Annotated in this window: 15 protein-coding genes and 1 other annotated feature (1 of these 16 running past the window's edge); of the genes, 8 read left to right on the top strand and 7 right to left on the bottom strand. The window is 39.7% G+C overall.

Translation table 11 applies throughout. The annotated features are described in order from the left end of the window. Window positions 1-130, top strand: a binding site (T-box leader) (it extends 89 nt beyond the left edge of the window). 65 nt (window positions 131-195) lie between these two features. Continuing rightward, window positions 196-2,604, top strand: a complete 2,409-nt coding sequence (gene leuS, locus G9F74_RS15170) for a leucine--tRNA ligase (protein WP_000009469.1) — start codon at window positions 196-198, stop codon at window positions 2,602-2,604. 25 nt (window positions 2,605-2,629) lie between these two features. On the opposite strand, the gene G9F74_RS15165 is transcribed toward leuS, so the two are convergent. Continuing rightward, window positions 2,630-3,058, bottom strand: coding sequence for a GNAT family N-acetyltransferase (locus tag G9F74_RS15165; protein WP_001246766.1), 429 nt, complete (start codon window positions 3,056-3,058; stop codon window positions 2,630-2,632). Between the two features lie 151 nt (window positions 3,059-3,209). Between G9F74_RS15165 and G9F74_RS15160 the strand changes: the two genes are divergently transcribed. Continuing rightward, entirely contained in the window at window positions 3,210-4,184 is a 975-nt protein-coding gene (locus tag G9F74_RS15160; RefSeq protein ID WP_131202372.1) for a hypothetical protein, read from the top strand. A gap of 44 nt (window positions 4,185-4,228) precedes the next feature. Here G9F74_RS15160 and G9F74_RS15155 read toward each other — a convergent pair whose 3' ends face one another. The 5 genes from G9F74_RS15155 to G9F74_RS15135 all read right to left on the bottom strand — a co-directional run bounded on the left by G9F74_RS15155 (window position 4,229) and on the right by G9F74_RS15135 (window position 9,440). Continuing rightward, window positions 4,229-4,651, bottom strand: coding sequence for a pyrophosphohydrolase domain-containing protein (locus tag G9F74_RS15155; RefSeq protein ID WP_000180546.1), 423 nt, complete (start codon window positions 4,649-4,651; stop codon window positions 4,229-4,231). Window positions 4,652-4,952: 301 nt separating this feature from the next. After that, the gene (locus G9F74_RS15150) at window positions 4,953-5,138 is read right to left on the bottom strand and encodes a hypothetical protein (protein ID WP_000038783.1); all 186 of its coding nucleotides are present in this window, start codon (window positions 5,136-5,138) and stop codon (window positions 4,953-4,955) included. Window positions 5,139-5,228: 90 nt separating this feature from the next. Further along, a complete protein-coding gene (gene gerHC, locus G9F74_RS15145; protein WP_016109233.1) occupies window positions 5,229-6,308 on the bottom strand; it encodes a spore germination protein GerHC in 1,080 nt (359 codons plus the stop codon). Next, window positions 6,284-7,378, bottom strand: a complete 1,095-nt coding sequence (locus G9F74_RS15140; protein WP_000049091.1) for a spore germination protein — start codon at window positions 7,376-7,378, stop codon at window positions 6,284-6,286. The genes gerHC and G9F74_RS15140 overlap by 25 nt, the downstream gene beginning before the upstream one ends. Before the next feature lie 16 nt (window positions 7,379-7,394). Further along, window positions 7,395-9,440, bottom strand: a complete 2,046-nt coding sequence (locus G9F74_RS15135; RefSeq protein ID WP_098180488.1) for a spore germination protein — start codon at window positions 9,438-9,440, stop codon at window positions 7,395-7,397. A gap of 153 nt (window positions 9,441-9,593) precedes the next feature. On the opposite strand from G9F74_RS15135, the gene G9F74_RS15130 reads away from it, so the two are divergent. Continuing rightward, window positions 9,594-10,718, top strand: a complete 1,125-nt coding sequence (locus G9F74_RS15130) for a homoserine O-acetyltransferase family protein (RefSeq protein WP_001167600.1) — start codon at window positions 9,594-9,596, stop codon at window positions 10,716-10,718. 49 nt (window positions 10,719-10,767) lie between these two features. Here G9F74_RS15130 and G9F74_RS15125 read toward each other — a convergent pair whose 3' ends face one another. After that, window positions 10,768-10,950, bottom strand: a complete 183-nt coding sequence (locus G9F74_RS15125) for a hypothetical protein (RefSeq protein WP_000171892.1) — start codon at window positions 10,948-10,950, stop codon at window positions 10,768-10,770. Window positions 10,951-11,149: 199 nt separating this feature from the next. On the opposite strand from G9F74_RS15125, the gene G9F74_RS15120 reads away from it, so the two are divergent. The 5 genes from G9F74_RS15120 (at window position 11,150) to moaA (ending at window position 16,229) form a co-directional block, all read left to right on the top strand. Then, a complete protein-coding gene (locus tag G9F74_RS15120; protein WP_000141215.1) occupies window positions 11,150-11,455 on the top strand; it encodes a rhodanese-like domain-containing protein in 306 nt (101 codons plus the stop codon). Window positions 11,456-11,533: 78 nt separating this feature from the next. After that, window positions 11,534-11,758 (top strand): spore germination protein, encoded by a 225-nt coding sequence (locus G9F74_RS15115; protein ID WP_000512461.1) that lies wholly within the window; start codon window positions 11,534-11,536, stop codon window positions 11,756-11,758. Window positions 11,759-11,778: 20 nt separating this feature from the next. Next, window positions 11,779-12,102 (top strand): hypothetical protein, encoded by a 324-nt coding sequence (locus tag G9F74_RS15110; protein WP_001110863.1) that lies wholly within the window; start codon window positions 11,779-11,781, stop codon window positions 12,100-12,102. A gap of 119 nt (window positions 12,103-12,221) precedes the next feature. After that, window positions 12,222-15,014, top strand: a complete 2,793-nt coding sequence (locus G9F74_RS15105) for a BclA-related collagen-like exosporium protein (protein WP_016109231.1) — start codon at window positions 12,222-12,224, stop codon at window positions 15,012-15,014. A gap of 201 nt (window positions 15,015-15,215) precedes the next feature. Further along, window positions 15,216-16,229, top strand: a complete 1,014-nt coding sequence (gene moaA / locus G9F74_RS15100) for a GTP 3',8-cyclase MoaA (RefSeq protein ID WP_001157125.1) — start codon at window positions 15,216-15,218, stop codon at window positions 16,227-16,229. The last annotated feature ends 10 nt before the right edge of the window (window positions 16,230-16,239 follow it).

Raw genomic sequence — 16,239 nt, 5'->3', positions numbered from 1 at the left:
CGCCTTTGAGTTGCAGTTGTGAAACTAATAGTAGCAATTGCCGTTAATCCACGTTACGGATCTAAGCGAATGTATATTTTACATTAATTTAGGGTGGTACCGCGGGAATCTATAACCTCTCGTCCCTTTCTAGGGATGAGAGGTTTTTTGTATTTTGGGCGGTGAAAATAAATAGAATTTCAAGGAGGGTATCTCATGAGCTTTAATCATCAAGAAATTGAGAAGAAGTGGCAAGGATATTGGGAAGAGAATAAAACATTCCGTACGCCAGATGAGACAGAAAAACCAAAATTTTATGCACTAGATATGTTTCCATATCCATCAGGTGCAGGCTTACACGTAGGACATCCAGAAGGTTATACAGCGACAGATATTTTATCTCGTATGAAGCGTATGCAAGGATATAACGTTCTTCATCCAATGGGATGGGATGCATTCGGTCTTCCAGCAGAGCAATATGCACTTGATACTGGAAATAGCCCGGCAGAATTTACAGAGCTTAATATTAATACGTTCCGTAATCAAATTAAAGCATTAGGCTTCTCTTATGATTGGGATCGTGAAGTAAATACAACGGATCCAAACTACTACAAGTGGACACAATGGATCTTCTTAAAACTATTTGAAAAAGGCTTAGCTTACGTTGATGAAGTACCTGTAAACTGGTGTCCAGCGCTTGGTACAGTACTTGCAAACGAAGAAATCATTGATGGTAAGAGTGAGCGCGGTGGGCATCCGGTTGAGCGTCGTCCGATGAGACAGTGGATGTTAAAAATTACAGCTTACGGAGATCGTCTATTAGAAGATCTAGATGAGCTTGATTGGCCAGAAAGCTTAAAAGATATGCAACGTAACTGGATTGGTCGTTCTGAAGGTGCAGAAGTACACTTTAACATCGACGGTACAGATGAAAAATTCACAGTTTTCACAACGCGTCCTGATACACTATTCGGTGCAAGCTACTGTGTACTTGCTCCAGAGCATGCACTTGTTGCTGACATTACAACTGCTGAGCAAAAAGAAGCTGTAGAAGCTTACATTAATTCTGTAAAAATGAAGAGTGATTTAGAGCGTACAGAACTTGCGAAAGAGAAAACTGGTGTATTCACTGGTGCTTACGCAGTTAACCCAGTAAACGGTGAGAAATTACCAATCTGGATCGCTGATTACGTTCTTGCAACTTACGGAACAGGTGCTGTAATGGCGGTTCCAGCTCACGATGAGCGTGACTATGAATTCGCATCAACGTTCAATCTTCCAATGAAGGAAGTTGTAAAAGGCGGAGACATTACGAAAGAAGCATACACAGGTGATGGTGCACACGTAAACTCAGCATTCCTTGATGGTTTAAATAAAGAAGAAGCAATCGCAAAAATGATTGAATGGCTTGAAGTGACGAGCGCAGGAAATCAAAAAGTAACGTACCGTCTACGTGACTGGTTATTTAGCCGTCAACGTTACTGGGGTGAGCCAATTCCAGTAATCCACTGGGAAGATGGCACAATGACAGCTGTGAAAGAAGAAGAATTACCATTAGTTCTTCCGAAAACAGAAAACATCCGTCCTTCAGGTACAGGTGAATCACCACTTGCTAACATTGACGAGTGGGTAAATGTTGTTGATCCTGAAACTGGTAAAAAAGGTCGTCGTGAAACGAACACAATGCCACAATGGGCTGGTAGCTGTTGGTACTACTTACGCTACATGGATCCAAATAATAACGAAGCACTTGTAGATCCTGAAAAAGTAAAACAATGGCTTCCAGTTGATATTTATATCGGCGGTGCAGAGCACGCTGTACTTCACTTACTATATGCTCGTTTCTGGCATAAAGTATTATATGATATCGGTGTAGTTCCAACGAAAGAGCCGTTCCAACAATTATTCAACCAAGGTATGATTCTAGGTGAAAACAACGAGAAAATGAGTAAATCAAAAGGTAACGTTGTAAACCCTGATGATATCGTAGCGAGCCATGGTGCAGATACACTTCGTCTATACGAAATGTTCATGGGACCATTAGATGCTTCAATCGCTTGGTCTGAAAATGGTCTTGACGGAGCTCGTCGTTTCCTAGACCGCGTATGGCGCCTATTCGTTCAAGATAACGGTGAATTAAGTGAGAAAATTACTGATGCACCAAATAAAGAGCTTGAAAAAGCTTACCATCAAACAGTGAAGAAAGTAACAGAAGACTATGCAGAGCTTCGCTTCAACACAGCGATTTCTCAAATGATGGTATTCATCAACGATGCATACAAAGCTAATACACTTCCGAAAGAATATGTAGAAGGTTTCGTAAAAATGATTGCACCAGTTGCACCTCATATCGGGGAAGAACTTTGGAGCAAGCTTGGTTACAATGAAACAATCACATATGCAAGCTGGCCAACATTTGATGAGTCTAAACTTGTAGAAGATGAAGTTGAAATCGTTGTTCAAATTATGGGCAAAGTTCGCGCAAAATTAACAATGAGTAAAGACGCATCAAAAGAAGAAATGGAACAACTTGCACTTGAAGCAATTAAAGAACAAATCGAAGGAAAAACAGTTCGTAAAGTAATTGTCGTTCCTGGCAAACTTGTTAACGTTGTTGCAAACTAATGAATGAAAGAAAAGCTCAGAGCCTTTATGCTCTGAGCTTTTTTATATAGAAAATAATTTCTGGATCACCTTCATCTAAGTTTTCAATTATTCCACTACGCATAAATCCATTCGCTTTAAAAACTTTTTGCATATTTGCATTCGATTCGTTCGTTGAAGAAAAAATTTTTTGCGTAGGAGAATTACTTAACATATAGGAGATTAATGAGCTTGCATGGCCTTGTCTTCTTTTTGTTGGCGAAACAATGATTAATGAGAGGAACGTGTAGCTAAAGAAGTTCGTATCATACGTCAGAAAACCTAAAATAGAATTGTCTTCTTTTACAATGATGCATTTCTCCTCATCAATAGCGTGTTTAATATAATTTCGTCTACTATCGTCTCCGATTACATCAATATCTATATGTAAGATTGAATCTAAATCGTCGTTTGAAGCTTTTGTAACGTTTCTCAATAGAAATGCCTCCTTTTAAAGTGGTGAAAGAATAATCAGTCAATTGATTCTATCACGAATGAGGAAAAAGGTTAGGAATTCTTATGCAGACAAACACCTATTTTTAACTAGGAAATATGATACAAAAGGTAGGTTAAATTGAAAACAAGGGGTGAAAGGAATGAAAGGGATGGACAATAATGCACCGCATGGCTTCTTCGGAGGTGGATCGGATAGTTATGAACAAATGATGTTAATGGGAGGAGCAGGGCAACAAGGATACGGTGGAATTCCGAGCTGGATGGGTGGAGCACATGGAGGATTTCCAACATCAGTAGCAGGCATGCAAACTGGAATTCCAACGTTAACGGGAGGATTTCCGACATCAGTAGCTGGCGCACAAACTGGAATTCCAGTAGGAGTACCAACTACATTTCCTTCTTTCGTTGGAGGGGGACAGACAGGATTCCCTGTACCAGGAGTAGGTGTTGTAGCAGGAGGAGTAGGTGGGTATCCGCAAGTCATACACGGTCATCACCACCATCAAGGTCAACATGGCCATCACGGTCATCACCACCATCAAGGTCAACACGGCCATCAAGGTCAACACGGCCATCAAGGTCATCACCACCATCAAGGTCAACATGGCCATCACGGTCATCACCACCATCAAGGTCAACACGGCCATCAAGGTCAACACAGCCATCAAGGTCATCACCAACAACAAGTACATCACCAAGGTCACCACCACATTCATCCGCAAGCTGTTCTTTATCAAACTCACCAAGGCCAACACGGTCATCAAGGCCAACATGGTCACCATGGACATCACCACCAAGGCCAACATCATGGACACCAAGGCCAACATCATCACCAAGGTCAACACCACCACCAAGGTCAACACCACCACCAAGGTCAACAGCATCATCAAGGTCAACAGCATCATCAAGGTCAACACCATCACCAAGGTCAACATCATCACCAAGGCCAACAGCATCATCAAGGCCAACAACAATATCAGCAATATCAACAACAGCAACAATCGTCTCCTTGGACAGGGGGAATTGGAGCAGGAGGAGCAGGGGCAGCAGCAGGAGCAGCTAGTATTAGTGGAGCAGCAGGACACGCGGGGCACGTGGGTCATTAATGAGCTGCAGAAAAAAAGACATAATAAAAAACTGCTAGGAAATCCTAGCAGTTTTTTTCAGCTTCTTGGCGCTGACGTTCAATTTCAGCACGAAGTTGTGGTTCTGGTGCTTGCCAGCCTTCTGGTTTTAAAATTTTGCCGTCGCCTTCACGGAATCGAGGTTTCCCATCAGGGAATAGTTTTGCCATGTTTGCGTTGTTTACAATCTCGAATCCTTTATCTGGACGTACGCCCATTTCTGCAAACGTTCCGAATGCAAAGTAAATAAGGTCAATAAGTGCATCGTATTGATCTTCAACAGTAGTTGCTTCTAGAAATTCTTCTAGCTCTTCTTGCATAAAACTTGCACGGATTTTTGCGCGCTCTTCTGTTAGTTTTGTTGGAGTATTTGTTACAGGATGTCCGAAATCTTCATGCATTTTTGCAACAAGCTCGTACCCTTTATCTAAACCTTTTTCGTTTGTCATGTTGTTTCATCCTTTCTCACTTTGTGCCGAATTTCATTGTAACATAAGGTGATTATTAAATAAAAAAGGATGTTCTAAAAATATATTGAAACATTCTCTTCTTAGTATGGGTTGTTACTATTGTCAATTTTTGTAGGTAAATCGATATTTTGTGTCGAATCGTTGATATATTTTGAGTTATGGTAGATATATTTGAAAAATCGTTGATATAAATTCATGTACTGTAGCGCTGATTCCAAAATAGAAAATAAAAAGGATGTCATCTAGTCAAAAATCTCGACTTATGAGACATCCTCGCTCGTTATTCTTCTTTTTTTATTAAAATGGATAAAATAAGGTCGATGCCGAACATACCAACGAGTAACATCGGTATAACGACAAGTAAATAACGTGTGAAGGAAACATTTTTTAAGTATGTATGAGCAAATAAAAAGACGCCGAGAAATAAAATACCGTTTAAAATAGGCTTTACTAATTTTTTAGACATAAGCTCCCCCATAAATATCTTCTCTCTCTATCTAAAATAAAAACTCCTCTATCCGTTGTATCATGCCGGAGAGAGGAGTTCAATCATTTCTCATTCAATTACACCAGAATTTGTAATGTTTACGGTGTATTTTATATGAATCGGAACATCTTTGTACATTTGTCTCCACTCTTCTAATTTGAAGGGGCGATAATGGTGTTTATATTTTGCTCCTAGCCCGAGGGGATCGACGCCTAAAGATTTGAACTGCTTAATTAATTTGGCAGCCTGTACGTCCAATTGTTTTTGTACATTTTTTTCAATGTTTTTTGTGTTCTTGTTATTTTCTAAGTTAATTTGTTTTGATAATTCTTGAATACGTGCATCAAGATGAACGTGAATGAAAAAAGAAGGCTTTCCGTTTTTAATCTTTATATCGTAAGTTGGAACAGAACGAATATTATTAATCATTACGTACGCAGAATCTGTTTTAAATTCATGTGAATCTAATTTATGTTTTTCTAACAGTCCTTTAAATATGAACATATCTTTTTGCGCAATTTTACCGATATATTTATCTTTTTTAAAAAGACCAATTCCGGTGATTTTTATTTTATCACCATGTTTCTTTAAAATTGGAATATAGTAGTCTTGCCCTTCTTGATAATAACGGAATGCTCCTACATGCAGATTATCCGTTGGTAAAGGACCGGTCTCCATATTATGTTCTAGCAACTTTTTTATATAAATTGCAACGTTATATGAAGTTGTATATTTGCCTTTTAAAAGTTCGGTACCATTCCCCTCTAATAAAGCAACATATAAAGCGTTTCCTATATTCACATCTCGAAGTAATGTATCGAATGAAGTAGACATTCCTTTTTTTGCAAGTCTTATCGTATATAGAGCGACACGCATTTGTCCGCTAGCAAACGGTTGAGAAGACTCTAAAGATGTGTCTGCTTTTACTTGTTTTACCGCATTTGCGCTGCCTTCAAAAACTTGAACTTTATTTCCTTTTTTCTGAATGGGACAAACGAATGTCACTTTTAATTTATTATCTTTTGCTACATCAAAAACGCTTCCTTGAATAAGTTGTACATCATCGATAATATTTTTTTGTAAACATCCAGTTAAACTGAAGAATGTTATACAAGAAATAAGTATTAATTTGCTTTTGATTTTTTCCATTTTCTTTTCACCCACACAATAATAAATAGAATTGGGATGTATACATAAATGAGCCAAAAACTAACTTTTGATGCATTACTAATAAAGTTATTAATATCGTGTCTGTTTGTTAAAAGTTGTGAAACAATGAGGGTGATAAGGATGAAAGCAATTAAAACACCTCTTTGTTTTACGCGAAATATTTCGTGAGTTCCTCTCACTGCAGCCCATAAGGGGAGGATGAAACTAGTGACAATAACGAGTGCATAAGCTGAAATTGCAATATATTCTAGTCTTTCTATAAATGGTAATTGGATTACTTGGGTCATAGAAAGTTGCGACCATATCGTTTTTAACAATTGTTTTTCACTAAAAAATGCAAAGGCTAAAAGGGTACTAAATAAATATAGAAGATTTGAAAATAGTGCCCCGTATTGAGCGTATTTATGAGATTGCATAGGTTTTTTCACAAATGGATAAACCATGAGGTAAATCTCAAAACCGGTCATACTGTAGATGGACAGTTGAGAGGCTTTTAAAATATCTGAAAAAGAATGTGTGAATATAGGAAGTAGATTATCCCAATGTGAGTATTTCAAAACAAATAGGCTAAGCAATAAATATCCCAATGTACCACCAACAGATATAACACAAATACCAGTAATGACACGAAAGCCAGAAGAAATAATGTAGTAGCTAACTAAGCATAAAAAAAGTGTTAACATCCAAGTTGAAGCGGTAGGAAACATCCACACTTGAATAATTTCAACGTATGTTCGAATGACGGAAATACTGACGATTAAAAAATAAGCAGCAAAGATGATATTAATACAGTCCCCAAGCCATTTTCCAAATGTTTGCCGATGTAAATCAATTAAATTACCGTTTGTTTCTTTTAATAAGACATACATCATCCATATAAGAATATGGATACAGAATCCTGTGATTAAAACTCCCATCCAGCCGTCGTATCCAGCAGCTTTTGCAATAATTCGAGCGAATCCGAGAACTCCGGCACCAAATTGTGCACTGTGAATTAAGAAGAAAACAAAGACAGGAGATATTTGATATTTTTCTTGAACTTTACTCATCAATGCACCTCATTTCTTAATCATCAAAGTCCGATCTATGTTTTGTTGAAATTCCTTTCGCTGCTTTTTTTACATGTTGTGGTCTTGCTTGCACATCTCTTGTATCAATCATTGTTAAAGGGAAACGAATCCAAGAATCTTTAACGGATTGTTGTCTTGTCGGATAAAACAAAGCGTACGGCTTACGTAAGGACGTAAGCCTGAATAGATGAGTAAATAAGAAGATAAATCCAAGAGAAATCCCGAAAAGTCCTCCTATTTCTGCAAACATAAGAAAAGGAAAGCGTAGTAATCGAACAGCGTTACCCATTTTATAAATAGGTGTAATAAAAGAAGCGAGTGCTGATAATGCAACAATAATTAATAAAATATTACTCGTTAAACCAGCTTGTACAGATGCTTGTCCGATTACGATACCGCCTACAATACCGAGTGTTTGACCGACCTTCATCGGTAACCTTGCACCAGCTTCTCTTAATAAATCGATTGCAAGTTCTAAAAAGAGCGCTTCAATTAAAGGTGGAAACGGTACTTGTGCCCTTGATAAAATCAAAGTTTCAAGTAAGTCACTTGGAATGAGTTCATAATGATAATTTAAGACTGCAACGTATAACGGTGTAGCGCAGATTGAAAATAGAACGGCGATTAATCTTAAAATCCTTGAAAATGTAGCGTACATCCAGGAGACGTTATAGTCTTCTGGTGAAATGAAAAAATCGAAATAGGATACTGGAGTAAGTAGCACGCTTGGAGAACCATCAACAAAAATAGCGATTTTTCCATCAATGAGTGCTTTTGTAACTCTATCAGTGCGTTCTGTATTGATATAGAGAGGGAAAATCGATTTTTCACCCATCAATTCTTGTATATAAGCACTATCATTAATTTGATCATATTCAAGAGCGCGTAATGATTCCTCGAGAAAATCTACATTATCTTTTTCAGCGAGGTTGTCTAAATACATCATGACAACTTTTGTTTTGGAAAACTCGCCGATAATCATTTCTTTTGTTTGTAAATCTAAAACAGGAAGACGTTTTCGAACTAAATTAATGTTTGTATCAATATCCTCTACGAAACCTTCTTGTGGTCCAATAACAGTTGATTCGTTTAAAGGAGGGGTTGGTGCACGATAATTATCAATTGCAATGTTTGCAAGCATACATTTTTGATCTTGCTGCTTCAATTGAATAATTGCATGTCCTTTTAAAACCATGTCCTCAATTTTTTGTAAGTCATTCGTAATTGTGATACCACTCATCGGAATATGTTCCTTCAGTTCTTCTAGTGAAGCATTAGGTCGTTCCAAAAGAGTAGGCATTAAATACTTTTGCAATTTCTCCCCATCAAGTGAAGGACGATAGTAAGAAATCCAATATGGCATCGTTTCATCATCAGATGTGTGATAATTAACAAAATCACTAGACTTCTTGAGCTTCTCTATTAAATCTTGTAGTGAATGAATACGGTCTTTTTCTGGCTTCGAAAAATCATAAATACTATTACTTCCAGAGCTTTGTTGTTTATTCTGAGAAGAATCATTTTGTTTCGAGTTTTGCTGTTTCTCATGAGAAGCTTCGTCTTGTTTAGAATTTTGTTGTTTCTTATGAGAGGAATCGTCTTGTTTCAAGTTTTGCTGTTCCTCATGAGAAGAGTCGTCTTGTTTAGAATTTTGTTGTTTCTCATGAGAAGAGTCGTCTTGTTTAGGATTTTGTTGTTTCTCATGAGAAGAGTCGTCTTGCTTAGAATTTTGTTGTTTCTCATGAGAGGAATCGTCTTGTTTCGAGTTTTGTTGTTTCTCATGAGAGGAATCGTCTTGTTTCGAATTTTGCTGTTTCTCATGAGAAGGATCATCTTTTTTAGAATTTTGCTGTTTCTTATGAGAGTAATCATCTTGTTTCGAGTTTTTTTGCTCGCTACTATCACCTTTATTATGTTTCATACTTCTAGTCTGATCTTTGTTCACAATCTCTTGATTACTAGGCTGCTGCTTCGGGTTATCTGCTTCTTTTGTCTCTGTTGAATTTGATTTTTTTTTCTTACGTAGCCAATTCCAAATCATATGTATGCCCTCTTTGATTTTTGTAATATAGTGCTATTTTGTGGCTAATTTTGTATATTATTCATTTATTTATGAAAAGAAGAAGGAGATTGATTTGCATAGAAAAAAACCTTTAGTAAGCAGTTCATACTATAACGGGAAGAGGGAGAGTCTGTGCAAATTGTAAAAAAAGAGAAGTTTGCATTAAATGAGTTTACATTTGAAAATGGTAGGGAAATTCCTGTTCAAATGGGATATGAGACGTATGGTATTTTAAATAGAGAAAGGTCAAATGCCATTTTGGTTTGTCATTATTTTAGTGCAACAAGTCATGCAGCAGGAAAATATACTGTGCATGATGAGGAGTCTGGTTGGTGGGATGGGCTAATTGGACCTGGAAAAGCGATTGATACAAATAAATATTTTGTTATATGTACTGATAATCTTTGTAATGTACAGGTGAAGAACCCGTATGTAATTACAACGGGACCGAAGTCGATTAATCCAGAAACAGGGGAAGAGTATGTTATGGATTTCCCTGTGTTTACCTTTCTTGATGTAGCTCGTATACAATATGAGTTAATAAAAAATATGGGAATCTCAAGGTTACATGCTGTAATAGGGCCGTCGGCGGGTGGAATGATTGCGCAGCAATGGGCTGTTCACTACTCTCATATGGTAGAGCGAATGATTGGCGTTATTACGAACCCGCAAAATCCAATTATAACGTCAGTAAATGTAGCGCAAAATGCGATTGAAGCAATTCAACTAGATCCAAGTTGGAAGGGCGGGAAATATGGAGAAACACAGCCAATGCAGGGGCTTCATTTAGCAAACAGAATGATGTTTATGAACGCTTTTGATGAGCATTTTTATGAAACGGAATTTCCTCGTAACAGTATTGAGGTAGAACCTTATGAAAAGTTTTCTACATTAACATCATTTGAGAAAGAGATAAATAAAGTGACATACAAAAGTATAGAGTTAGTAGATGCAAATTCGTGGATGTACACTGCGAAAGCAGTTTTATTGCATGATATTGCGCATGGATTTTCTTCTTTGGAAGAGGCTCTTTCTAAAATAGAAGCGAATGTACTTATGATTCCGTGTAAACAAGATTTACTTCAGCCGTCTCGTTACAATTATAAAATGGTAGACATTTTGCAAAAACAAGGGAAGTATGCGGAGGTCTATGAAATAGAAAGTATAAATGGGCATATGGCGGGAGCGTTAGATATCCATTTATTTGAAAAGAAAGTTTATGAATTTTTAAATCGGAAAGTGTCTAGTTTTGTGTAGAAAATAAATGATGTGAAAAAGGTGCAATATGTGTAGTAGGCACCTTTTTTTACATGATTTGTAGACGGAAAATATATGTAGCGATTGCTATACCGAAGAACGCTATACTAAGTAATAGAAATAAGAATGACATTTCTTGGGGAGATTTTAACTTTTTATTATTTTTCATGCTGAGTACAATAATTGCGGCGGTTAAAAAAATAATGCTCATAATGAAAAGAAAAAGTGTCATTTTAATCGACTCCTTTCATAAAACAAGTATATTGAGGATACAATGCGATAGAGATGTTTGTAAAGAATAAGTTTTACGGAGAAATTGAGAAATAAATTCTCCATTCTTTGCGTTCCTTCTTTTGCATGCTAAAATTGATTAGAAATGGTTGTTTAAAGAAGAAACGAAAGGTTTTATTGTATATAAGGAGGAACGACATATGACAGAAGTAAAAACAATTACAACAGAAGAAGTACAAGAACGTTTAGAAAATGGAGAAACGTTATTTTTAGTAGATGTAAGGGAAGATGAAGAAGTAGCAGCAGGGAAAATTCCAGAAGCGGTACATATTAAAATGGGTGATATCCCAAATAAAGTAGACTTCTTTAATAAAGAGAATGAATATATCTTTATTTGCCGTTCGGGAATGCGCAGTGAGAATGTATGCCATTATTTAAATGAGCAAGGATTTAAAACAGTGAATATGGTTGGCGGTATGCTTCAATATGAAGGCGAAATGAAATAGTTAATTACTAAAAACTTGAAACGAGTCTGTTTCAAGTTTTTTTCTTTTGCATACAGTATACAAAAGGAGGAGGGGGAAATGGGGATTAATTTGCGTAAAGTAAAAATTATTAATAATACAGGAGCTGTTAATGTCGGCGACTGTTATGATATCTCACCTTTAGCTGTAGCGAAAATATACGCGGGTGCTGGAGGATCGAGTGCGGCTATTTTTTTAAATGGAAAAAGGCAGCCAGAAGCGGTGATTAGAACATCAGTATTCCTTCCGCCATTAGCAACGAGCACACGTACATTAGGTTCGTAGAGGAAAGGTAGAGTGTAATTATGCCTGCGCATATAAAAGAGTTTGTTATTGTTAATAATACTGGGAATATATTTACAGGTGACAATTTGAGTGATACTTCATTTACTGCTACGAAATCGTATAGTGGTTCAATGGGGTGTACTTGGATTGATGTTGTTACAGTAATAGGAACAGAGACGAAGCTTTGTTTACAGCCGGGTGATTCTGTGACGACAACATATACACGAGGTACTCCTGCTGGTACTGTAACAGGAACAAATATGGGGCAAAGTGTAAATGCATCGAGTATAGCGCAAGCTGTCCCGAATACAGATAATATGGATTCAATTGCTGGACTCCCTTAAGGAATTAAGGGAGTTTTTATTATTTAAAATAAAAATAGTCTTGGGGATTATTTTTGTAAATAGATTAAGAAGAAGAGGTTTATTTATTATGAAAAAGTTGGTTTTTAGGTGGTGAAAGTGTGAAAAATCGTGATAATAAAGGGAAACAAAATTCATTAAACTCTAATTTCAGAATTTCACCAAATCTTATTGGCCCTACTTTTCCTCCCGTTCCAACGGGATTTACTGGCATTGGGATTACTGGCCCAACAGGTCCACAAGGTCCGACTGGCCCACAAGGACCAAGAGGATTTCAAGGCACAATGGGGGAGATGGGCCCAACAGGACCTCAAGGTGTGCAAGGAATTCAAGGTCCAGTCGGACCAATAGGTGCGACTGGACCAGAAGGACAGCAGGGGCCACAAGGATTGAGAGGACCACAAGGAGAAACTGGAGCGACAGGTTTACAGGGTGTGCAAGGATTACAAGGGCCCATTGGTCCAACAGGTCCGACTGGAGTACAAGGGATACAGGGTGTACAGGGATTACAGGGGCCGATTGGAGCTACCGGACCTGAGGGTCCTCAAGGAATCCAAGGCGTGCAAGGGATACCGGGAGTAACTGGTCCTCAAGGGATCCAAGGAGCGCAAGGAATCCAAGGGCTACAAGGACCGAGTGGAAGTACGGGTCCGACTGGAGCAACAGGACAGGGACTAACTGGCCCGACAGGAATAACAGGTCCAACAGGGATAACTGGACCTTCAGGAGGCCCTCCAGGTCCAACTGGCCCGACAGGAGCAACAGGTCCTGGGGGTGGACCGAGTGGAAGTACAGGGGTGACAGGACCAACAGGAGCAACTGGAAATACTGGAGCAACAGGTCAGGGGCTAACCGGTCCGACAGGAAGTACAGGAGAAACAGGTGCGCAGGGGCTACAAGGAATACAAGGAATTCAAGGGCCAATTGGCCCAACAGGTCCAGAAGGGCCACAGGGAATTCAAGGTATCCCTGGTCCGACGGGAGTAACTGGTGAGCAAGGGATCCAAGGTGTTCAGGGGATTCAAGGAATAATGGGAGCAACCGGAGATCAAGGCCCACAAGGTATACAGGGAGCTATAGGACCTCAAGGTGTAACAGGAGCAACAGGAGATCAAGGTCCACAAGGTATACAAGGAGTACCAGGTCCATCAGGAGCAACGGGACCACAAGGAGTTCAAGGGATACAAGGTCCGATGGGTGAGATAGGCCCAACAGGTCCAGAAGGCCCAGAGGGACTTCAAGGCCCGCAAGGAATACAAGGAGTGCCAGGTCCAGTTGGAGCAACGGGTCCAGAGGGGCCACAGGGGATACAAGGCATACAAGGACCGGTAGGAGCAACGGGCCCACAAGGCCCACAAGGAATACAGGGAATACAAGGTGTGCAAGGGATAACGGGAGCAACAGGAGCACAAGGAGCAACCGGAATTCAAGGGATACAAGGGGAAATAGGAGCAACCGGTCCAGAGGGCCCGCAAGGAGTGCAAGGTGCTCAAGGGGCAATTGGTCCAACAGGTCCGATGGGGCCACAGGGAGTGCAAGGAATTCAAGGGATTCAAGGAGCAACAGGTGCACAAGGAGTGCAAGGACCACAAGGAATTCAAGGGATACAAGGTCCGACGGGAGCGACAGGAGATACGGGAGCAACTGGGGCGACAGGGGAAGGAACTACAGGTCCAACAGGGGTAACGGGACCTTCAGGAGGACCAGCAGGACCGACTGGCCCAACGGGACCATCAGGTCCGACAGGAGTGACAGGTCCATCCGGTGGGCCACCTGGACCGACCGGAGCAACCGGTTCGACAGGGGCAACCGGAGATACCGGAGCGACAGGGCCGGTTGGAGTGACAGGAGCGACAGGAGAAACGGGAGCAACCGGAGTGACGGGTTTACAGGGTCCACAAGGAATACAAGGTGTGCAAGGAGAAATAGGTCCAACAGGCCCGCAAGGAATTCAAGGTCCACAAGGGATACAAGGAGTAACTGGGGCGACGGGAGATCAAGGTCCACAAGGAATACAAGGTCCTCAAGGAATTCAAGGGCCAACTGGACCACAAGGAATTCAAGGAGAACAAGGTCTACAAGGGATACAAGGAGTAACCGGGGCGACGGGAGCACAAGGACCACAGGGAATTCAAGGGATACAAGGAATCCAAGGTCCGACCGGTCCACAAGGCCCAACTGGAATACAAGGAGTGCAAGGGGAAATAGGTCCAACAGGTCCTCAAGGAGTGCAAGGCTTACAAGGTCCACAAGGCCCAACCGGGGACACGGGTGCAACAGGAGCGCAAGGCCCACAGGGAATTCAAGGACCAACGGGAGTCACGGGAGCGACCGGAGCAACCGGAGCAACAGGGCTACAAGGAATTCAAGGCCCGCAAGGAATTCAAGGTCCAACCGGAGCCACGGGAGTAACCGGTTCACAAGGAATCCAAGGTCCAACAGGCCCAACCGGAGCCACTGGAGCGACCGGGGCGACTGGAGTTAGTACAACTGCAACGTATGCATTTGCGAATAATACATCAGGAAGTGTTATTTCTGTTTTATTAGGCGGTACAAATATCCCATTACCAAACAATCAAAATATTGGACCAGGAATAACCGTTAGTGGTGGAAATACTGTATTTACAGTTGCCAATGCAGGGAATTATTATATAGCCTATACAATTAATTTAACAGCAGGATTACTTGTAAGTTCGCGTATAACTGTAAATGGAAGTCCGCTTGCGGGAACGATAAACTCCCCAGCAGTGGCTACTGGTTCATTTAGTGCAACAATAATTGCTAATTTGCCTGCTGGAGCTGCCGTTAGTTTGCAATTATTTGGAGTAGTTGCACTGGCTACATTATCTACGGCAACGCCAGGAGCTACTCTAACGATTATTAGATTAAGTTAATAAGTAGAAAACCTTGGAACTTTTATGTTTCAAGGTTTTTTTATCCCAGTATTTGAGAGTAACTCTCGCTAATCAGAGGGGAATGGATAACTTCCTATTGTTTAAAGTTTCACTTTATTCACCTTAGCAAAAACATCGCAGTTCGAAAATATATTATAATAGAATGAAAAGAAAGAAATTTGGCAGAAAGGGAGGGTGGCGATGCAGGAGATGGTTAAAGACTTTTTTGGACGCCCACTTCAAGATTTACGCATATCTGTCATTGATCGTTGCAATTTTAGATGTACATATTGTATGCCAGCAGAAGTATTTGGGCCTGATTATGCTTTTTTGAAAGATGAGTTTTTACTGACGTTTGATGAAATTGAACGTTTGGCAAAAGTGTTTGTTAGCATCGGTGTACGAAAAATTAGACTTACTGGTGGCGAACCACTGCTTCGTAAAGATTTAACAAAACTTATTGCACGTCTCGTGAAAATTGACGGGCTAGTAGATATAGGGTTAACGACAAATGCAATTCATTTAACGAAGCAAGCGAAGGCATTAAAAGAAGCTGGATTACATAGAGTGAATGTTAGTTTAGATGCGATAGATGATGATACATTTAGAAATATTAATGGTCGAAATATTAATACGAAACCTGTGATTAAGGGCATTATAGCAGCAAAAGAGGCAGGGCTTGAAGTAAAAGTAAATATGGTTGTGAAAAAAGGGATGAACGATCATCAAGTACTACCGATGGCTGCATATTTTAAAGAACAAGGAATCACGCTTAGATTTATTGAGTTTATGGACGTTGGTAGTACGAATGGATGGAATTTTGATCAAGTAGTTACGAAGCGGGAATTAATTGAGACAATTCATGGAGTGTATCCGCTTGAGCAAGCTGAAGCGCATTATTTTGGTGAAGTTGCGAAACGATATCGGTATGTTGGAACAAATGTAGAGGTCGGTTTTATTACTTCTGTTTCTGAGTCGTTTTGTTCTTCTTGTACGAGAGCGAGAATTTCGGCGGATGGAAAGTTCTATACTTGTTTGTTTGCGACGGAAGGATTGGATATAAGGGAACTTCTTAGAGATAATCTTTCGGATGAAGAGCTATTACATGTTATACAAGATGTATGGATGAATAGAAAAGATAGATATTCAGATGAACGGACAGAAGAAAGTGCAAAAAATCGTCCGAAAATTGAAATGTCTTATATAGGAGGATAAGGAAGGGGGC

Origin of the sequence: Bacillus sp. EKM202B (assembly GCF_011066025.1) — a bacterium.
Lineage (GTDB): Bacteria > Bacillota > Bacilli > Bacillales > Bacillaceae_G > Bacillus_A > Bacillus_A toyonensis.
This window is presented reverse-complemented; position numbering and strand designations above follow the sequence as displayed.

What these genes read in the sequence shown, in the direction of transcription:
- G9F74_RS15135 (WP_098180488.1), bottom strand. Translation starts at nt 9,440, where the DNA reads ATGATTTGGAATTGGCTACGTAAGAAAAAAAAATCAAATTCAACAGAG.
- G9F74_RS15110 (WP_001110863.1), top strand. Translation starts at nt 11,779, where the DNA reads ATGCCTGCGCATATAAAAGAGTTTGTTATTGTTAATAATACTGGGAAT.
- gerHC (WP_016109233.1), bottom strand. Translation starts at nt 6,308, where the DNA reads ATGGAAAAAATCAAAAGCAAATTAATACTTATTTCTTGTATAACATTC.
- G9F74_RS15115 (WP_000512461.1), top strand. Translation starts at nt 11,534, where the DNA reads ATGGGGATTAATTTGCGTAAAGTAAAAATTATTAATAATACAGGAGCT.
- G9F74_RS15140 (WP_000049091.1), bottom strand. Translation starts at nt 7,378, where the DNA reads ATGAGTAAAGTTCAAGAAAAATATCAAATATCTCCTGTCTTTGTTTTC.
- G9F74_RS15125 (WP_000171892.1), bottom strand. Translation starts at nt 10,950, where the DNA reads ATGACACTTTTTCTTTTCATTATGAGCATTATTTTTTTAACCGCCGCA.
- G9F74_RS15150 (WP_000038783.1), bottom strand. Translation starts at nt 5,138, where the DNA reads ATGTCTAAAAAATTAGTAAAGCCTATTTTAAACGGTATTTTATTTCTC.
- moaA (WP_001157125.1), top strand. Translation starts at nt 15,216, where the DNA reads ATGCAGGAGATGGTTAAAGACTTTTTTGGACGCCCACTTCAAGATTTA.
- G9F74_RS15120 (WP_000141215.1), top strand. Translation starts at nt 11,150, where the DNA reads ATGACAGAAGTAAAAACAATTACAACAGAAGAAGTACAAGAACGTTTA.
- leuS (WP_000009469.1), top strand. Translation starts at nt 196, where the DNA reads ATGAGCTTTAATCATCAAGAAATTGAGAAGAAGTGGCAAGGATATTGG.
- G9F74_RS15155 (WP_000180546.1), bottom strand. Translation starts at nt 4,651, where the DNA reads ATGACAAACGAAAAAGGTTTAGATAAAGGGTACGAGCTTGTTGCAAAA.